At 58.9% G+C, this 17,245-nt stretch carries 16 protein-coding genes; 2 read left to right on the forward strand and 14 right to left on the reverse strand.

Annotated features, from left to right (window positions below; translation table 11 throughout):
- Nucleotides 1-38 precede the first annotated feature (38 nt).
- Both GNX18_RS05245 and xthA read left to right on the forward strand, forming a co-directional pair.
- Nucleotides 39-2,141, forward strand: a complete 2,103-nt coding sequence (locus GNX18_RS05245) for a carboxy terminal-processing peptidase (RefSeq protein ID WP_138236344.1) — start codon at nt 39-41, stop codon at nt 2,139-2,141.
- 109 nt (nt 2,142-2,250) lie between these two features.
- Nucleotides 2,251-3,066, forward strand: coding sequence for an exodeoxyribonuclease III (xthA, locus tag GNX18_RS05250; protein WP_138236345.1), 816 nt, complete (start codon nt 2,251-2,253; stop codon nt 3,064-3,066).
- A gap of 69 nt (nt 3,067-3,135) precedes the next feature.
- Here the strand turns inward: xthA and GNX18_RS05255 are convergent, their stop codons facing one another.
- The 14 genes from GNX18_RS05255 to GNX18_RS05320 all read right to left on the reverse strand — a co-directional run bounded on the left by GNX18_RS05255 (nt 3,136) and on the right by GNX18_RS05320 (nt 17,159).
- Nucleotides 3,136-5,343, reverse strand: a complete 2,208-nt coding sequence (locus tag GNX18_RS05255; RefSeq protein WP_166215920.1) for a hybrid sensor histidine kinase/response regulator — start codon at nt 5,341-5,343, stop codon at nt 3,136-3,138.
- Nucleotides 5,344-5,412: 69 nt separating this feature from the next.
- The gene (locus GNX18_RS05260; RefSeq protein ID WP_138236347.1) at nt 5,413-5,622 is read right to left on the reverse strand and encodes a DUF2788 domain-containing protein; all 210 of its coding nucleotides are present in this window, start codon (nt 5,620-5,622) and stop codon (nt 5,413-5,415) included.
- 142 nt (nt 5,623-5,764) lie between these two features.
- Entirely contained in the window at nt 5,765-6,034 is a 270-nt protein-coding gene (locus GNX18_RS05265) for an acetyltransferase (protein ID WP_138236348.1), read from the reverse strand.
- Nucleotides 6,035-6,384: 350 nt separating this feature from the next.
- A complete protein-coding gene (gene gspM, locus GNX18_RS05270; RefSeq protein WP_138236349.1) occupies nt 6,385-6,873 on the reverse strand; it encodes a type II secretion system protein GspM in 489 nt (162 codons plus the stop codon).
- 65 nt (nt 6,874-6,938) lie between these two features.
- A complete protein-coding gene (gene gspL, locus GNX18_RS05275; RefSeq protein WP_166215923.1) occupies nt 6,939-8,315 on the reverse strand; it encodes a type II secretion system protein GspL in 1,377 nt (458 codons plus the stop codon).
- Nucleotides 8,316-9,287 carry a type II secretion system minor pseudopilin GspK gene (gene gspK / locus GNX18_RS05280; protein ID WP_138236351.1) on the reverse strand — a complete coding sequence of 324 codons (972 nt, stop codon included), beginning with the start codon at nt 9,285-9,287 and terminating at the stop codon, nt 8,316-8,318.
- Nucleotides 9,287-10,153, reverse strand: coding sequence for a type II secretion system minor pseudopilin GspJ (gspJ, locus tag GNX18_RS05285; protein ID WP_138236352.1), 867 nt, complete (start codon nt 10,151-10,153; stop codon nt 9,287-9,289). Before gspJ ends, gspK begins: the two co-directional genes overlap by 1 nt.
- Nucleotides 10,150-10,566 (reverse strand): type II secretion system minor pseudopilin GspI, encoded by a 417-nt coding sequence (gspI, locus tag GNX18_RS05290; protein ID WP_138236353.1) that lies wholly within the window; start codon nt 10,564-10,566, stop codon nt 10,150-10,152. The genes gspJ and gspI overlap by 4 nt, the downstream gene beginning before the upstream one ends.
- Nucleotides 10,556-11,173, reverse strand: coding sequence for a type II secretion system protein (locus tag GNX18_RS05295; RefSeq protein WP_166215925.1), 618 nt, complete (start codon nt 11,171-11,173; stop codon nt 10,556-10,558). The genes gspI and GNX18_RS05295 overlap by 11 nt, the downstream gene beginning before the upstream one ends.
- 18 nt (nt 11,174-11,191) lie before the next feature.
- On the reverse strand, nt 11,192-11,620 hold the full coding sequence (gene gspG, locus GNX18_RS05300) for a type II secretion system major pseudopilin GspG (RefSeq protein ID WP_138236355.1): 429 nt from the start codon (nt 11,618-11,620) through the stop codon (nt 11,192-11,194).
- A gap of 84 nt (nt 11,621-11,704) precedes the next feature.
- Entirely contained in the window at nt 11,705-12,925 is a 1,221-nt protein-coding gene (gspF, locus tag GNX18_RS05305; RefSeq protein WP_166215928.1) for a type II secretion system inner membrane protein GspF, read from the reverse strand.
- 1 nt (nt 12,926) lies between these two features.
- Nucleotides 12,927-14,405 (reverse strand): type II secretion system ATPase GspE, encoded by a 1,479-nt coding sequence (gspE, locus tag GNX18_RS05310; RefSeq protein WP_138236357.1) that lies wholly within the window; start codon nt 14,403-14,405, stop codon nt 12,927-12,929.
- Nucleotides 14,405-16,387, reverse strand: coding sequence for a type II secretion system secretin GspD (gspD, locus tag GNX18_RS05315; protein ID WP_166215931.1), 1,983 nt, complete (start codon nt 16,385-16,387; stop codon nt 14,405-14,407). Before gspD ends, gspE begins: the two co-directional genes overlap by 1 nt.
- Nucleotides 16,388-16,475: 88 nt before the next feature.
- Nucleotides 16,476-17,159 carry a type II secretion system protein N gene (locus GNX18_RS05320; protein ID WP_166215934.1) on the reverse strand — a complete coding sequence of 228 codons (684 nt, stop codon included), beginning with the start codon at nt 17,157-17,159 and terminating at the stop codon, nt 16,476-16,478.
- Between the last annotated feature and the right edge of the window lie 86 nt (nt 17,160-17,245).

Consider the following 17,245-nt stretch of genomic DNA (forward strand, 5'->3'; position numbering starts at 1 on the left):
TGGGGCGCCTTGAAGTAGGACGTATAAAGAGACTCCTTATGCTTAGCAACCGAATAGCCGCATTGGTTTCCGGCCTTTCCTTTTCCTTCCTGGTACTCATCTCGCCACTCGCACTGGCGGAAATCGAAGATCTCAAACCCCATCAAGACCAGGGGGGCACCGCCCGCGAGATCGTCAGCAAGCTTGAGATGCTGCACTACAACAAGCTCAAGGTGGGCGACGAAATGTCCTCGGGGCTCTGGGACGAGTACATCGACAGTCTCGATCCGAGTAAAAGCTACTTCCTCTCTTCAGATATTGATGAGTTTCGCCAGTGGCGCACCAAGCTTGACGACGACCTGAAGGCCGGCAATGTGGATCGCGGATTTGCGATCTACAACCGCTATCGCCTTCGAGTGTCTGATCGCCTCAATAACATCATTTCCCAGCTGGACAACGGCCTGCCGAAATACGACTTCAGCGTCAACGAATCCCTCGAACTGGACCGGGAAGACAGCCAGTGGCCGCAGTCCATAAGCGCTGCGGATGATCTCTGGCGCAAGCGTATGAAGGGCAGCGTGTTGAGCCTGCGTCTCACGGGAAAAACCGATGATGAAATCGCCGACTTGCTGAAGCGCCGCTACAAGGGCCAGCTCAAGCGCCTGGGCCAGCAAAATTCAGACGACGTGTTTGAGCTCTACATGAACTCCCTCACCCGCCTGTACGACCCGCACAGCAATTATCTGTCGCCGCGCTCGCTGGAAAACTTCAACATGAGCATGTCGCTGTCGCTGGAAGGTATCGGCGCCGTGCTGCAAATGGAAGACGAGTACACCAAGGTTGCACGCCTTGTGGCCGGTGGCCCCGCCGATCGCACCGGCAAGATCAAGCCGAACGACAAGATCGTGGCTGTGGGTCAGGACAAGGAAGGCGAAATGGTCGACGTGGTCGGCTGGCGCCTGGACGACGTGGTGGACCTGATCCGCGGCGCCGCTGGCAGCTACGTCCGCCTTGAAACCATTCCCACCGGTGGCGACGGCACGCACCGCACCATCACCATCCAGCGCAGCAAGGTGAAACTGGAAGACCAGGCGGCGAAGAAAGCCGTGTTTGAATTCACCGAGGGCGACCAGACCTACAAAGTCGGTGTGATCAACCTGCCCACGTTTTATATCGATTTCGAGGCCTATCGTCGCCGCGATCCGAACTACAAGAGCACCACCCGCGACGTAGCCCGCCTGCTGGATGAGCTGGAAAAAGAAGGTGTGGACGGTGTGGTATTGGACCTGCGCAACAACGGCGGCGGCTCCCTGCAGGAAGCCACCATGCTGACCGACCTCTTTATCGATCAGGGCCCGGTGGTGCAAATTCGCCACGCCAATGAGCAGATCTCCCGCCACAACCGCTCGCGCTCCCGCGCCATGTATCGCGGCCCGCTAATAGTCCTGATCAACCGTCTGTCTGCATCCGCATCGGAAATTTTTGCCGGCGCCATTCAGGACTACAATCGCGGCCTTGTAGTGGGCAACCAGTCATTCGGCAAAGGCACGGTGCAAACTATGGCACCGCTCAAAGAAGGTCAGCTGAAGATCACCCAGTCGAAGTTCTACCGGGTTTCCGGTGACAGCACTCAGCACGCGGGTGTGTCTCCGGATATCAGCATGCCGCAGTTGATCGACAGCGAAAGCGTCGGTGAGAGCGCCTACGATACCGCCCTGCCCTGGGACCGTATCCACGCAGTGCGCCACGCCAAGTATTTCAACCTGAAAGAAATGCTGCCTGAGCTGACCCGCAAGCACGAAAAACGCACGGAAACCGATCCGGATTTCGTGTACCTGCGCGAGCAGTTCAAGTATCAGATCGACCAGACCAACAAGAAAGCCGTATCCCTGAATGAATCGGTGCGCGAACAGGAGCGCGAACAGATGAATCAGGACGTCCTGGCGATGGAGAACAAACGCCGCCTCGCCAAAGGCCTTGAGCCTTACGAGAGTTTCGAGGCGCTTGAGAAAAGTGAATCCGAAGATACCGAGCCAGTTGGCGGACCAGTGGAAATCACTCTGGAAGATGACCCCGTGCTGAACGAAGCCGGCTTTATCATGGCGGACTTCATCGGGCTCACCAAACGCAGCAGTTCGCCGCAGGTTGCCAACTTCGACTGAGTTGTAAACAAAAACAGGCCGGGCAAACCGGCCCCGAATCACGCCAGGCCCGGCATTCGCACGACGAATCCCGGGCTTTGGTTTTTTGAGAATTTAGGGGAGGGAAGAATTGAAAGTCATCTCATTTAACGTCAACAGCATTCGTGCACGCCTGCATCAGATGGAAGCGCTGGTGCAGACCCATTCGCCGGATATCATCGGCTTGCAGGAAACCAAGGTTACGGACGAGGAATTCCCACTCGATGTCATGCGGGATCTCGGGTACGAGGTGATCTACTTCGGCCAGAAAACCCACTACGGTGTCGCCCTGCTCTCCCGCTACCCATTTCTGAAAAAGCAATATGGTTTTCCCACCGATACCGACGATGCCCAGCGCCGCCTGGTTGCGGGACAGTTCGACATCGGCGCCGACAAGCCACTTACCGTGATCAACGGCTACTTCCCGCAGGGAGAAAACCGCGAGCATCCAATCAAGTTTCCGGCCAAGCGCAAGTACTACGCCGACCTGGATGCCTACCTGAATAGTGAGTGTGACAAGAATGCACCGGTGCTGGTGGTGGGGGATATGAATATTTCCCCCACTGACCTCGACATCGGCATTGGCGAGCCCAACCGCAAACGCTGGTTGAAAGATGGAAAGTGCAGCTTTCTACCGGAAGAGCGCGAATGGCTGGAAAAATTGCAGGGCTGGGGATTGGTCGATACCTTCCGGGCCCAGAACCCGGAAACCAATGACCTGTACAGCTGGTTCGATTACCGCAGCCGCGGCTTTGAGCGCGAACCACGCCGGGGCCTGCGCATCGATCTGATTCTCGCCAGCCAGTGTCTTGCCGAGAAATGCGTGGCAACCGGCATCGACTATGATATCCGCGGAATGGAACGCCCCTCGGATCACGCGCCGGTATGGGCGGAATTCAAGCTCTGATTCACTGTTTGGCTATCAGGGTGCTATCGCGGCCCGCGAAATAGCACCCTTTTGCCGATACGGTATCGGTCACTCCCCGAGCCAACGCTCCAGGGTTTCCGACAGACTGTCTTTACTGAGGGGCTTGGTGAGGAAGTCATCCATCCCCGCCGCCAGACAACGCCCCTCAAACTGCTCTTCCGTGGTACTGGTCAAGGCGATAATCGGCAGACGGTCATCGGGGGAGAACTCACTCTCCCAATGGCGCAGCCGCTCGATGATCTCCGCACTGTGAGCGGTATTTTGCTGGCAGTCCACCAACAGAAGGTCATAGCTCTTGCCTGGCAACTGGGCGATGGCCGCGTCCACCGACGGCACGACCTCCACCTGATATCCCAGCGCCTGCAACATCTCTTCGGTAACTCCCTGGTGCTGGCGGGACTCTTCAATCAATAACAGCTTACGCTTGCGACTGGTCTCCGCACCGGAGCAGACCACCCGGCGGCTGGTTTTCTTGGCACCGCCGAACAGGCGCACGACCAGCGCATCATGGAATTCTTTGCGAGTCAGCGGGCGCGGCAAATACTGCGCTTCCGGAGACACTGCGGCGAGCGGCGCAAAATGCTTTTTGTGCCCCAAACTCCCCAGGCACAACAGCGGGAATCTCACTGCAGACTTACCTGAGGCGGAACTGATCACCTGCGCCACCCCGCTCAGTAGTCTAGAGTCGCTCATGGCCGGCGCCAGAATCACCAACTGCCCTCGCGCCGCAGCCTGCAATAGCTCGTCAGTGGGCTCGGTACTGCCATCCGCCCAGTTCTTGCTGGTCACTTCCATGCCGAATGACTGCAGCATCTGCGCAATTCCAGTAACGAACAGACCCTTTTGGTGCAATAGCAGCACCTCTGTGTCCTGCAGGCGCCGATCCGGCTCGAGATAAATACGCTGATTGGGTTCAATCTCGAATTTGATCACCGCGAGATAGCGGTTGCCGTCGTCTGACGAATGCAATTGCAGGAAACCGCCCATGGCTTCCGCCAATCCCCTCGCAATATTCAGGCTGAGACCGGTCGTGACCTGAGTGGTGTCCTGCCGCGAAAACGCGCCGAACAATTCGGACTCGTCTGGCAAAATTTCACCGCAGCCGTTATCGCTCAGCTTGACGGTCAACTGCCCTTCCCCGGCGCTCAGCTGCTCGAACGCGACCTCACCCCAGAGCTCGCCGCTCTGGGCGATTACCGTCGCAGAGTCCACCAGATTGCGGATCAGCTGGGCGGTCTTGCGATTATCGCCAGTCACCATCACTGGCAGATCCTCGCTTATCTGAAAATTGAACTCGAGGCGCTGACGTTGGGCGGCGCGGGCGGCCACTTTGAACGACTTCTCCAGAGTGCGCACCAGATTGAACGGCGCCCTGCGCAAGTGGATATCCTTGCGGGCCACTCGGGTGAACATCCCTACGTTGTCGACCAGTTTGAGCTGCTGGTTATTGGCGTATTTCGCCAACCGCAGCCACTCCCGCTGACGCTCAGACAGCCGATCGCCCTCCAGTAGTGCCAGCGCACCCAGTGAGTCCGACAGCTGACTGCGGAACTCCTGCCCTACGTTGACCAGAAACTCATTGGTGACTTCCACGGCGGCATCTGAATTCTTACGTGCCGCGGCAAGCTTGCTTGCCTTTTGCTGCAACTCCTGCATCGCCGCCACCCGATCCCAGTAGTTTTCCGACTCGCGACGCGCCTGGTGGGCCATCAGCCACACGAAGGCGAGTGTCAGCGCACCGTAAATCGCCCCGAGGAGCTCCCCGGTCATAAACCCCTGCAGTGCAACGGGAATCAGGGAAGCCGCAAAAAACCAGGTAAGAAAACGGTAATAAGGTGCGAATACCGAAGCCACACTCGCACAGAACACGACCGTGTACAGCCACAGGAATTGGGTGGAAGGTGAAAATCCCAACAGGAATACATGGCAGAACAGAATGATGCCCCACCAGATAGCGCCAATTGTGGAGGCGAGGAAGTAGCGGTGCCGCCAGCGCTTCGGGCCGGTGGCATAGATTTGTTCAAAGCGGAACACATAGTAGCCGCGCACCAGAGTGACCAGCACCAGCCCTATGGCCAGGACCAGTACCAGCCTGGGAGCCATATTGCGCAGCTCACCGATGGCGATGGCGATAGCAAATGCCGCCAGACTGAACAACAAACCCCGGCGACTGTACTTTGCGATGCGGGTATCGGTGTTGCGGCAGACACGACGGTCCTTCTGGACCTTCAGTTCGGGGTGATCAAATAGCGGCATAAGACAATTCCGGTGAACGCTCCCTGTACCCAATCCCGCGCGGATGGCGCAGGGGCAGCGACTGAGGCCTTACTGGCCGCCCAATCCCATAACTTCAACCAGTACGGTTTTCACCACAAAGCCCAGCAAACCCAGGCCAAGGGCGATAAACAGGATGAAAGTCCCAAAGCGCCCCGCTTTGGACTCCTTGGCCAGATTCCACACGATAAAGATCATGAACAGGATCAGGCCGCCAATTCCCAGCACCAGGGAGTACTCTTCAAACAGCTCAAAGCTCATGGCACAAATTTTCCGCTTCGGTTCCCGGACTCAAAACACCCCCCGACGTCCAGCAGCCGGAGAAAAATTGGCGCGTATTGTATAGGAGGTATTGGTACGAAACCACGAATTAGCGGCAGATGGGAAATGGATCGTCGAGTACTCACGCGCCTTGATAGTAGTCGCTGTCGTCAACACGGGTACCACATTTAATGCGGCGAACCTCCCGGTCCCGGTAGCGGCTGTCGTGCCAACAGCGCGGCAGCGCCTCGCCAGACAGGAATTGCAGTTGCGCCTTGTCGAATACCTCAGGATCCTGCACCTCCTCCCCCCAGAGATAGCGTCCGACCACGGTCAGCTCATAAGGATTGGTAAGGGTAACAACATCGGCAACGTCGACAAGATGGTTGGTTCCGGAATCTCTTAACAGCATTATCGGCCCCTATATCGCATCAGTATCCCTGAGTATAGGGAGAATCCGGTGCCATCTCCGCTGGAATTTCGCACCGAGCTTGCACTGTATCAGGCGCAAAGCCCTCCGTCGGAACGACAAAGAACCCAAAAAACCAGATCCCCCCCTAAAAGAATCAACCAAAAGAACAAAAAAATAGAAAGGTTGAACGAAAGAAGGCCCTTAAAAACAGAAGGAAGCATTTGGGGGCCCGCAACGGGAAGCGTACAGGCCACTCTTCCAGAACTGCCGCGGCAAAAGCCTTTGCGCAGCCCAGCCACCAGCAGATTTACGCCGCGCGCGCAAACCCCTCAGCGGAACAGCGCTCGGAGTCACCGTTCCAGCGTCAGGCGCGCAGACACCATCCCCTCTTCGGCTAGAGCGTCAACACTGACGGAGCGGATGATAAAGCGCTGTTGCAACAGTGTGTTGAGCCAGGGCTGTAGATCCTGGTAGCGGGCTTCGTCAATCCAGAGGCGGATACGCCCATCCCCCTCGGGCTCAAATCGCTTGATCGTGACCTTGTGGTTGTTGGCCGCGGCCGTCACTCGCTGCAACAACGTCCCCTGGCCCTGAGCTTCGCCACCACTGCTGCGCTGAATGCGCTCGAGCTGCGGACGCTGCTGCTCAATCCACGCCAATAGCTCCCGCGACTGCTCAGCTTCCGCGCGGGCATTGTCAAAGAATGACTGCGCCGGCTTGAACAGCCCAAATACGATGAATATGGCACCAAGGAATAACCCCAGCATTCCCAGCGCGCGCTGGTCGTTGGCGGGCAGAGCCGCCCATTTCCGCCGCCACTGTTCAATGGTCTGTTTCATATTGATTGGTCGATCATCATTCTGGTTACTTGGCATACTCGGCAAGCGACGGCCGAAATAAGGGTTCAGCGCAGCCGGATACGGCCGGATACGCCATCTTCCAGTTCATTCGCCGCGAGCAGCTCGGCCTTGAACTGGCTGCCGCCGTTGAGCTTGCCGACTACCGTATCCAGCTGCCCGAGATTGGCGGCACGCAACTGCAACACCAGCTCTCCACGATTGCCATCGAAACGCAGTGACTGCAGCTTCAGCTCTCCCGCTTTGCCGGAGTTCCATACGGTGCTCAGTTGCTGTAACTGACTGGCAAATTCGCCGCCGCCCCCGGATGCCTGATTCAGATAGCCAGTGACCTGGCGGCGCAGATCCGCACTGGGGGAATCACCGGGGAAAATCTCGCTGAACAGATTGCGGGCGGCGTCATCTGCCCGGCCGGCCTGTACGCTGTAATAGATTCCACCGCCCACAAAGAAGATCAGCTGAAGTACAAAGCAGGCCGCAACGGCGATCGCCGGCTTCATCCACCAGGGACCAGCGTCGGTTTTGCGGGAAATCTGGTAATCCCCGGTCAACAGGTTGCCCGGAACCGTATTGCCCTGAGCGTTCAGCCACGTCGCCTCCGGCCCATCCTCAGTCACCTGCACGTCGCCCAATTGCTGAAACGTGGCTAGTTCCAGCTCGGTGGCATTTCCAAGCACGCGCAAGGACGTTACCTGATCACTGCTAGCGGAAGATTCATCCTCAGCATCCTGCGCAAACAGGCTCTCGGCAATGATCCCGGCAAGCGGGCGACTAACCGTCAGACCGCGCCCGGCGGCATGCCAAAAGTGTGCGCTGTCACGCTCCAGCCAGATCGCAGACTCGGCGCCAGCAAGCAATCGGTACTCAGGGATGGCCGCAATCACCGGCCAGCCGAGGCGCTCAAGCTGATGCTTGAGTATGCGAAGCTTTTCGCTGGCGACCGCCATTACGCAGCAGAGATCACCTGCCACCGGCTCGCAGACAAAGTGCAGGTCATCCACATCTTCCGCCAGCTGCTCTTCGACCATATAGCCAAGTGCGCTGCTCTGACGCCGCGCCGCGCGGGGCACCACCTCGAGGCCACTCCAGACCCAACTGCCAGGCAGGATCAGCACCGCCTGCTCAGCGGGCTCAAACGCAAGCAACGTCTCCGCAGATGGGGATGATTCATCTCCGGCTTCCGCCGTGTCGACAGCCCCGCCCTCTGTTGCCCCGTCTGAGTCGGCCGCCACCGCCACCCCAGGCATAGAATCAACTTCTTCAGGGACAAATGCCCGCTGGAACTCGTCGTCGGTGGCAACCGTGCACCAGCCGCCGGGTTGCCAACACTGCAGGAGCACGCTGCCAGCGGGCAGCGCCCGGTCACCGGCGTGCGCGCCGGCGCCCGGCTCCCACAGACGCAATAATTTCAGTTCCTGGCTCAATCAATCCCCCAGTAATTCCTGCAAAAACTGCCCGGAAAATTCACGCCGCTGGCGCTGTATCACTTTCACACGACCGGTTCTGGTGTCCAGTTTCAATATCGACTCCCAGTACTGGCGATGCTCAAGTCCCAACTGCACCGCGATATGCGCGACATAATACGCGCTGTTGAAATCCACTTCCCCCCCGCCGGAGATCCCGAACCCGGACAGATCCGACATCTGCGCAAAGGGGGTGCCGCTTTCCCGCTGCGTAATCAGCCCGGGAATATTTGCGCTCGGGAATATGGCCTCCAGCAGTTCCTGGGAAGCAGTATTCGCATTGACCTTGGTGCCCGCTTCCGGAAGCGCGCACAGCTGCGGCTCGATCAGTCGCCACTCTTCGGCCTCCAGCCCCTGTACGGCACTCAGTTCAGACACATCGGTAATCAGGGTGTCCGGGGTGCGGTGCGCCAGCTCCAATCCTAGATAGCCGGTATCTTCAGTGTCCGATGCCAGGGGCGTGTCGCCTGGATCGACCCAATCCTCAATGGCCAACGCACTTTCTTGGCGCCCACCCAGGTTGCGCACCAGGCGCTTTAGAATCTCACTGCTCTCATTGCTGCCGCCGCCAGCTCGACGCAGAGTTAAATTATTTACATTAAAACATGCCTGCATATCTTTGATTTGTATGCGTATTTTCCCATTGCTCGGATTGAACTCCGCCAGCCGTTGGGCCCACGCCTCCGCCAAATTGTCACTGGCATTGCCGGCATTGCGATCTTCCTCGAAGTCCTTCTCCAGCGCGATGATGGCCCAGGCCTCGGCGCCCTGAACGAACTCTGCCAACTGGGTATTGGCGAGGATCGCGCTGGTGCGGGAAATCGCCAGGCGATTGCGGGTCACTGCATGGGTAACCGCGGCAATGGCAATGACCATGACCAGCAGCACGGTGATCAGCGCGACGCCGCGCTGCTTTAGGAGACCGGCGCGCATCACTGCGAATCCCCCGGGTTTTCACTGCCCTCGCCGTCCCTGCCACTGCCACCGCTGTCGCCACGATCGCCATCGTCGCCAGTACTGTCTTCCCCGGTACTGTCTTCCCCGGTACTGCCTCCCCCGTTGCCGTCTTCGCCATTTTCACCACCGCTGCCGCCACCGGAACCCGAGCCACTGCCCGATTCGATAACGTATTCAGGCAGTGAAAACACGCGCCGCATCTCACCGGCACTGCGAGTCAACAGGGTAATTTCGATCGCTTCGGGGAGCCGCAGGTCTGCTTCACCGGGTGTGGTAGTGGACGATGCTGGCGGCCACTGAGCCAGCCAGACCTGGGTATCGGGATCGTAGTAACGCACATTGAGATCGAGAATCCCGTCGAGAATGGGTTCCGCGACGGGTTCCGAGTCCGGCCCCCGGTCAAGAACCCGCCAGCGGCTGCGCAACAGCAGCGCAGTATCGTCGTCCTCATTGATCTCGCGCCCGCGCACCGAGTCCTCTTCCGGGTAGCCAATACCGTAGTGCAGACGCAACAGGTTGCCGCGGGGTTCACCGGTCAGATTGGCGGCGCCCAGGCGGGTAAACTCGAATTCGTTGGCCACACCCTGAAACGCCGGCTCATAACCGCTGTACGCGTTCTTCACCGGGCGCACGGTCAACTGCCGCAGGTCGTCATCCAACCGGTACATGGCCATGGACAGGCGGCGCATCTCTTCAGCGCGCCCGGTGAGTACGCGGTCGGTGGTGAAAAAGGACTCCAACAGAGAATATGAGCCGATACCGATGATCGTCACGATCACCAGTACCACCATGACTTCTATGAGCGTGAAGCCGCGACTGCGACCCAGGTGCGGGCTGCTCATGAGCTCACCGCTGTGGGGTCGGCCTGAGCGACCCAGGAATCAATGGTGAGAATCGGCGGTTTGTCCGGCCAGCCCACCTGCACGACGATATGGCGCATGCGGGGTTCGCTGGTAGCTTTCACTTCGGCACTGACCTGCCACTCGCGCTCAGACAACACCATCCTTTCCGTCTTCTTGCCGATAGGCGGCCAATCGGTGCGCAAGCGAATTTCCGCCAGCGCCTGCTGCGCCACCCAGTTGGCGGCAAGGCGCTCTTCCAGCGCCGTCTGTTGTCTCACGCTGTCCTGCATAGTCTTCAGGACACTCGCGGCAATTACCCCGAAAATCACCAGGGCGACCAGCACCTCAACCAGCGTGAAACCACGCTGGGCATCTGGGGCACAAGAGCGGGCAAAACGGGGCTCAGTAATCATCCGCCTGCCACTCCAGTTCCATACCATTCAGCGTGCTGTAGGAAATAATCGCGCCTCGGTCGATGTCACCGTCTCTCAACAAAAAGAAACCGATCTCTACCGGCAACACCTCTCCACTGGAGAGCGCGGCAAACTGTGGCAGCAACTCTTTCTCGTCTTTCTTACCGCGCGAGCCACTACTGCTGCTACTGCTGCGCTTTCCGCCGAAGCTCGACTGCTCACTGGTGTCGCCGGGTAGCTCCGTCTGCGACAACACCTCAATACGCATGTTGGGCGGCACCTCATGGGCAGTAAAACGGCGGGCATTGTTGGCATTCGGCACGGCAGAAAAGTCAATCTCCTGCCACTTCATGGTGCTGGAGTCGTAGCGCACCACCTGGTAGCTGCGCTCTTCAAACACCACCCCGTAATGGGCCTTGTCGATCAGCGCTCGATCCGCCACCAGATTGAGAAGGTTACCAAGCCGCTGGACCTCTCCGGTCCAGTGACGGCTGTCGGTATTGTTCAGCGAGAGCGTCGCCATACCCGCCAGTGAGGCGATGATCACGATCACCACCAACAGTTCGATCAGGGTAAACCCCTGCTGATACCGGGCGACAGCGCGCATGGGGGAGCCGAGTCAGACTCAGAGTTCGGAGGCGACGAGGTCAGCGGACTCGCCTTCGCCGCCCGGCTTGCCATCTGCCCCAAGGCTGAACAGATCGTAGGGGCCGGAGCTACCGGGGCTGATGTACTGGTACTCGTTGCCCCAAGGATCTTTCGGCGCTTTCTTCAGATAGGGTTCATTCCAGTTCTTGGCCTCCGGGAAACCGGACGGTTTGGTCACCAGCGCCTCCAGCCCCTGATCAGAACTCGGGTAGACAAAGTTGTCCATGCGGTACATGTCCAAGGCGGTGGAAATAGCCCGCAGATCTACGGTAGCGGCCTTGACCCGCGCCTCGCCGGTACGGCCCATGATATTCGGCACTACGAGTGCGCCCAGCACGCCCAGAATCACGATTACCACCATGATCTCGATCAGGGTAAAGCCCCTGCTCTTGCGCATGTTTTTCATCTTCCACCTCGCTATAAAGGATTGTGCAGCAACAAGCTGTGTACTTTGCCGCATTGCTCGTCTTTTGAACAGATCTGAAGGCCGTCAGACCACCAGCTGGTTCATGCTCATAATTGGCATCATGATGGCCATTACAATAAACAGTACGATTCCCGCCATCACCAGCAGCATGATGGGCTCGAACAGGCTAACGAAGGCCGTTACCGCCCCCTGTAGATCCCGCTCCTGGTTTTCCGCCGCACGCACCAACATCTGGTCGAGGGTACCGGAGGATTCGCCACTGGCAATCATGTAGGTCATCATCGGCGGGAAGTACTCTACGTCTTCCAGCGCCCGCCGCAGGCTACCACCCTCACGCACGAACTTCTGCGCGACCTGCAACCGCTCTTTCAGGTAATCGTTACTCATCACCCCGCTGGCGATCCCCATGGCCTGCACCAGTGGCACGCTGCTGCCGGTCAGGATCGCCAGGGTACCCACATAGCGTGCACTCTGCCCGCCGCGCACCAGCCAGCCGATCACCGGCATTTCCAGCAAACGGTGGTGGAAACGATAGCGGAACCCGTCCCGCCGCAACAGCAACATCCAGCACACCGCCAACAACACCAGGGCCGGCGGAATCATCCAGCCCCAGGCGGAGATAAAATCGCTGATGGAAACAAGAATTCGCGTGGCGAGTGGCAGCTGCTGGCCGGTACCAGTGAACACCTCGATCACATCCGGCACGACGTAGACCATCAGGCCCGTGACCACCAGTACACAGATAACCACCAGCACCAGCGGATAGATCAGCGCCAGCTGCACTTTCTGCCGAAATACCTGCTGGTTTTCGGTGTAGTCGCCAAGGCGCTCAAGCACATCATCGAGATGCCCGGAGTGTTCACCGGCCTCAACGGTGGCGCGGTAGAGCTTGGGGAATGCGCGTGGGAAACTGCCCAGCGCCTGCGCGAAACTATGGCCTTCCAACACCTTTGCGCGCACCGCGAGCACAATGCGACGCACTTTCTGGTTGCGGGATTGGTTGGCGATAGCGCCGAGAGTTTCTTCCAGGGGAATACCGGCGCGCAGCAGTGTGGCGATCTGCCGTGTCAACAGTGCCAGCGCCTTGATGCCAAGCCCGGGACTGCCGGAGAGCACACTGCCCGATGCCATGGCGCCGCCGGACTCAGAGGCCGGTGCGACCTCCAGCGGGATAAGACCCTTCGCCCGCAGCTGCTGTCGGGCCGCCTTGGCGCTGTCGGCCTCGAGCGTCCCGCGGTTTTTGCGCCCACCGCTGTTGAGCGCTGTGTACTCGAACGCACCCATGTCAGGACTCCTGGGTTACCCGCAGAACTTCTTCCAGTGAAGTGGTTCCCGCCAGCACTTTTGCCATGCCGTCGTCGCGAATGCTCGGCCCCAGTTTACGGGCCTCCTGAACCAACGCGCTTTCGGAAGCGCGATCGTGAATCATCTGGCGCAGCCTCTCGTTCACCGGCACCAGCTCATAGATACCAATACGGCCAAGATAACCGCTGTGATTACACTTGTCGCAACCTCCGGGGCCATAAATGGTGGCGCCCTCCCCCTCCGGCAGGCCGAGCACGCGGCACTCGAAGGCGTCCGCGGCGTGCGGCTGTCGGCACTCGGGGCAGAGTACCCGCACCAACCGCTGGGCCAGCACACCAATGACACTGGACGACAACAGGAAGGGCTCAATACCCATGTCGACCAGGCGAGTGACCGCCCCGAGCGCGGTATTGGTGTGGAGCGTAGACAACACAAGGTGACCCGTCAGACTCGCCTGGATGGCGATCTGCATCGTCTCCAGGTCGCGGATCTCCCCGACCATCACCACATCCGGGTCCTGGCGCAGGATCGCGCGCAGGCCACGGGCAAACGTCATGTCCGCCTTGGTATTCACCTGGGTCTGGCCGACGCCCTCCAGGTTGTACTCCACCGGATCTTCTACGGTAAGAACGTTTTTCTCGCGATTGTTGATACTGGCGAGACCCGCATAGAGAGTGGTGGTTTTACCGGAGCCGGTGGGGCCGGTCACCAGCAGGATACCGTGAGGACGCCCCAGCAGGTCCATCATCACCTTGAGATCCCGCTCGGCCATGCCCAGGTTGCGCATGTCCATCTTGCCAGCCTGCTTGTCCAGCAGACGCATCACCACCCGCTCGCCGGCAGAGGACGGCATGGTGGAAACCCGCACGTCCACTTCGCGCCCCCCCATCAACAGGGAAATCCGGCCATCCTGGGGCACGCGCTTTTCCGCGATATCCAGTTTCGCCATTACCTTAATACGGGATACCAACAGTGGCGCCAGGGCGCGACGGGGCTGCAGCACTTCACGCAGCACGCCGTCCACACGAAAGCGCACAACGAGGCGCTTTTCAAAGGTCTCAATATGGATATCCGAAGCCCCCTGCTTTAGGGACTCGGCAAAAATAGCATTGATCAACCGGACGATCGGGGCATCGTCCTCCTGCTCGAGAAGATCTTCGGTTTCCGGCAGTGAGTCTGCCACCGCCGCCAGATCCATATCTTCACCGAGACTTTCAACGTCGGAAAGGTTGCCGCCCTCGCGGTTTTCGTACTGGCGCTGCAGAGACTGCTGGAAACTGTCCTGATCCACCGCGGTAACACCCAGCGGCAGTTCGCACAGCCGCTGCACCTCTGCCAACACACCCGGGTTCAACGGCGCAACATATTGCAGCACCGGCGTCCCCTCCACTTCCGCCAGCAGCACTTGATGACGTTTGGCAAAGGCGTAGGGCAGACGTTTGACCGCAATCACCGCCATTACTTGAAGTCCTCAGGCTCCACCGGAGGAACCTCCTCCTGTTCCATACTGGCGGGAGGCGGCAGAAGATCCGGGAGTACTTCACCGCGGTTCCAGTCCCACACGCGGCTGGTGTTGTCACGCAGATACAGTTGTTTCTCCTGCATGTCGCGATAGCGACGGCGGGTCTCCTCGTAGCCGGCTACTTGAGAACTAAGAATTTTCGGGCGCAGGAACACCATCAGGTTAGTCTTGTCGACGGATTTGTCCGAGTTGCGGAACAGGCGGCCAATACCCGGAATATCCCCGAGCAGCGGCACCTTTTGATTGATTTCTGTAACTTTGTCTTCAATCAGACCGCCCAGCACTAGAATGGCACCGTCGTCGATCAGCACCTTGGTGCGGATCTCGCGCTTACTGGTAACGATATCCGCGGCCCCTTCGGACGACGGCAATACGTTCTCTACCGTCTGTTCGATTTCCAGGGTCACGGAGTTGTTATTGTTGACTCGCGGCGTCACCTTCAGCGTGGTACCAATGTCCTGGCGCTGAATGGTGGTAAAAGGGTCGTTGTTGCTGCCGGAAAGCAGCTGCTCACCGGTAATAAATGGCACGTTCTGGCCGACGAGAATCTCCGCCTCCTCGTTATCCAGCGCCATGATCGTGGGCGTGGACAGGATATTGGCGTTGCTTTCACTGGCCATGGCGTTGACCGCCACCCGCACATCGGTGCCACTGAGGAAACCCAGGTTCAGGCCAGAGCGAGCCAGATTGGCGGGCGCCAGTGAAAAGGGGTTGAACTCTGAGAGCACATTACCGTCGGAGTCAACGATGGGGGTTTCCGCAAAATCATTCTCAAAGCCGGCGAACACATCGTCGTCGTTGCCGGCGATCCACTTGACGCCAAGCTTATTGCCAGTACCTTCGGTGACCTCGACGATAATCGCTTCAATCAACACCTGGGCACGGCGCACATCCAGCTTGGCGATCACGCCTTTCATGGTTTCCAACAGCGACGGCGGTGCCGTGAGAACGAGCGCGTTAAGCTCTTCGTTCACCTGAATACTCACCTCGACATCGGCGACCTGCTGATCCTTCTCGGTCTTCTGGATGCTGCCGCTCATCCCCTCAAGGATGGGTTTGAGGTCCGCCGCGCTGGCGTACTGCACATATATCACCGCGGTGTTACCTTCACCGGAGAGCGGTTGATCCAGGCGTTCGATCACTTTTTTGAGTTGCTGGCGGGTAACCGGATCGCCAGTCAGCAGAATCGCATTGGAGCGCTCGTCCACGGCAATCCGCAGCGGCTGCACGTCATTGCCCGCCTGCTTGCCGCCCCCCTGGAGCAATTCGTTGATTACCTGCTTGACCTCCTTGGCAGAGGCAAATTCCAGCGGCACCAGCTCGATGTCGATCGCACCGGCGCGGTCCAGTTGTTTGATCAGGCGGACTATCTGTTCGATGTTGGCGGCGCGGTCGGCAACGATCAGGGTGTTGGTATCGGCGTAAGCCGCCAGGTGGCCGGTCTGGGGGATCAACGGTCGCAACATTGCAATCAGTTGAGCCGCGGAGATGTTCTCCACTTTAACAGTGCGCACGACCAATGCTTCGCCAGGAGCCCGGGTAAGCTCGTCGACCACCGGGATGGCCTGTTGCTTGGCCAATGCATCCGGCACCACTTTCCATGCGTCGCCCTGCTCCACCAGGCTGAAGCCATTTACCTGCAAAACCGACATGAATACGTCAAACGCCTGCGAGTGGGTCATTGGGTCGCCGGCAACGACGGTGACCTTACCCTTCACATTGGGGTGGACGATGATGTTCTTGCCGGTGAAATCCGCCGCCCAGTTAATCAGGTCGCGGATGTCGGCGTTGTCCAAAGAGAGCGTCACACGCTCAGGAGAGGGCTGCACCCTTTCAGAGGAGGTCTGAGCCAGCACCGAAAACGACAGTAAAAAACCCAGGGCGACCGCTACCAGCCGTCGGTGAAGCACGCAAATCATTATAAATCTGGCTCTAATTCTTATAAGTGTCAGTTACATGGTGGTCTTGAACAAAGCGCCCCAATGCCCCCGGGCGCCGCGCGAATGACTAACGCGTGGATTGTCCGCCCTGCCGTTCTCTCGCCATTTCCCGCAGCTGCTCCAGGCGCTCGCGAATGGACTGCTGCTTGTCCGCCCGGTCAGACGCCGCGCTGGCGCTAATGACTTCCGCAGCCTGGCGCGCGTAATTGGCGTACTGCTTTGGAACAGTAGGCCGACCATCCGCATCCGGATAGGTCAGTTTTTCCATCTGCCCGTTGCGTCGAAGGATAATATGGTCGACCTCCACAGAGTAAACTTCTGCGCCACCCGGCAGCTTGTGCCCGACATACACCCGCTCGGCGGGCTTGCCGCGCTCGGACACCAGCGCACTGGCGCGATCGTTAACGCTGCTGCTGAGCACGCCGGAAAGTACCAGATTCAGCTGTGTAATGGGAATGTTGGTGAGGTCAATTTCGGGAGCGTCTTCACTTTTTACCGCGGCAACACCGAAAAAAGCCGTGGCCGGAAGAGAAACAGCGGTATTCGCGCCGACACTTCGTGCACTGCGCTCGGCGAGCAAGCCGTCATCGGCTTCGGAAGGTACTGCCAGATGGCCGTACGCCATAAGATTGACCGCCAGCCAGCCGCCGATGACCGCGCTGGTCGCCAGCAGACTGCGCCGTGCGGCACCATTGGCTCCGCCTGTAGAACCCTGCAGAGCGGAGGTGATTGTGCGCTTCACTAAAGACATGACTAAACCCGTCTTATTCGCTCCCCGCTATACCGCGGGCAGCTCATTCTTCCTTATTGGGCGCCTATTCTCGGGGCTCGAACCGA

The sequence above is a fragment of the Microbulbifer sp. SH-1 genome (assembly GCF_011326135.1).
Lineage (GTDB): Bacteria > Pseudomonadota > Gammaproteobacteria > Pseudomonadales > Cellvibrionaceae > Microbulbifer > Microbulbifer harenosus.

What these genes read in the sequence shown, in the direction of transcription:
- GNX18_RS05245 (WP_138236344.1), top strand. Translation starts at nt 39, where the DNA reads ATGCTTAGCAACCGAATAGCCGCATTGGTTTCCGGCCTTTCCTTTTCC.
- GNX18_RS05255 (WP_166215920.1), bottom strand. Translation starts at nt 5,343, where the DNA reads ATGCCGCTATTTGATCACCCCGAACTGAAGGTCCAGAAGGACCGTCGT.
- GNX18_RS05260 (WP_138236347.1), bottom strand. Translation starts at nt 5,622, where the DNA reads ATGAGCTTTGAGCTGTTTGAAGAGTACTCCCTGGTGCTGGGAATTGGC.
- GNX18_RS05265 (WP_138236348.1), bottom strand. Translation starts at nt 6,034, where the DNA reads ATGCTGTTAAGAGATTCCGGAACCAACCATCTTGTCGACGTTGCCGAT.
- gspM (WP_138236349.1), bottom strand. Translation starts at nt 6,873, where the DNA reads ATGAAACAGACCATTGAACAGTGGCGGCGGAAATGGGCGGCTCTGCCC.
- gspK (WP_138236351.1), bottom strand. Translation starts at nt 9,287, where the DNA reads ATGCGCGCCGGTCTCCTAAAGCAGCGCGGCGTCGCGCTGATCACCGTG.
- gspJ (WP_138236352.1), bottom strand. Translation starts at nt 10,153, where the DNA reads ATGAGCAGCCCGCACCTGGGTCGCAGTCGCGGCTTCACGCTCATAGAA.
- gspI (WP_138236353.1), bottom strand. Translation starts at nt 10,566, where the DNA reads ATGATTACTGAGCCCCGTTTTGCCCGCTCTTGTGCCCCAGATGCCCAG.
- GNX18_RS05295 (WP_166215925.1), bottom strand. Translation starts at nt 11,173, where the DNA reads ATGCGCGCTGTCGCCCGGTATCAGCAGGGGTTTACCCTGATCGAACTG.
- gspG (WP_138236355.1), bottom strand. Translation starts at nt 11,620, where the DNA reads ATGAAAAACATGCGCAAGAGCAGGGGCTTTACCCTGATCGAGATCATG.
- gspF (WP_166215928.1), bottom strand. Translation starts at nt 12,925, where the DNA reads ATGGGTGCGTTCGAGTACACAGCGCTCAACAGCGGTGGGCGCAAAAAC.
- gspE (WP_138236357.1), bottom strand. Translation starts at nt 14,405, where the DNA reads ATGGCGGTGATTGCGGTCAAACGTCTGCCCTACGCCTTTGCCAAACGT.
- gspD (WP_166215931.1), bottom strand. Translation starts at nt 16,387, where the DNA reads ATGATTTGCGTGCTTCACCGACGGCTGGTAGCGGTCGCCCTGGGTTTT.
- GNX18_RS05320 (WP_166215934.1), bottom strand. Translation starts at nt 17,159, where the DNA reads ATGTCTTTAGTGAAGCGCACAATCACCTCCGCTCTGCAGGGTTCTACA.